This is a genomic window from Actinomadura logoneensis (assembly GCF_003428695.1).
In the GTDB taxonomy this organism is placed as follows: Bacteria; Actinomycetota; Actinomycetes; order Streptosporangiales; family Streptosporangiaceae; genus Spirillospora; species Spirillospora logoneensis.
Genome location: NZ_QURH01000422.1, coordinates 1 through 809 on the forward strand (window position 1 = coordinate 1; position 809 = coordinate 809).

The 809-nt window shown below is 77.1% G+C and carries 1 protein-coding gene; it reads left to right on the forward strand.

What is annotated here, in order from left to right; genetic code table 11:
- On the forward strand, positions 1–632 hold a 632-nt coding region (locus DZF91_RS23070), incomplete at its 5' end, for an SbcC/MukB-like Walker B domain-containing protein (protein ID WP_147341287.1).
- Between the last annotated feature and the right edge of the window lie 177 nt (positions 633–809).

Here is an 809-nt window from a genome sequence, read left to right on the forward strand (position 1 = left end):
GGCTGGCGCGGGTGACCGCGCTCGGCCGGGAGCTGGCCGGGGCCGTCGCGGCGTGGCGCCCGGCGGCCGAGGCGCACGCCGTCGCCGAGCGGATGGCGGGCCTGACCTCGGGCAGGTCGCCCGCGAACCGGCACGCGATGTCGCTGTCGGCGTACGTGCTGGCGGCGCGCCTCGAACGGGTCGTGGCGGCGGCGAACGAGCGCCTCGGCCGGATGTCCGGCGGCCGGTACGTGCTGCGGCACACCGTCGACAAGGCGGCGGGGGACCGCAGCAAGAGCGGCGGCGGGCTCGGCCTGCGCGTCATGGACGCCTGGACCGGCAGCGACCGCGACCCCGCGACCCTGTCGGGCGGCGAGTCGTTCATCACCTCGCTGTCGCTCGCGCTCGGCCTCGCCGACGTCGTCACCGCCGAGGCGGGCGGCACCGAGGTGAACACCCTGTTCGTGGACGAGGGCTTCGGCACCCTCGACGACGAGACGCTGGACGAGGTCATGGCCGTCCTGGACGCGCTGCGCGACGGCGGCCGGGCGGTCGGCGTGGTCAGCCACGTCGCCGAACTGCGCACCCGCATCCCGGCGCAGCTCCGGGTCGCGAAGAACCGCACCGGATCGACCGTCCACGTCACGGTCTGACCCTCGGGGGGCGTCCGGCGGTCCCGATCGTCCGTCCGTCGCGGCCGGGTGGCGCCCGGCGGACGTCGCCCGCCGCCGTCAGGGCGGAACCGGTCCGCTGTCCTTCGCGGAACGGTTCGCTGTCCCTCGGAAGAACGGCGCGAGGCAGCCCGCGGGGCCCGGCCGCAGCCGGGCCCC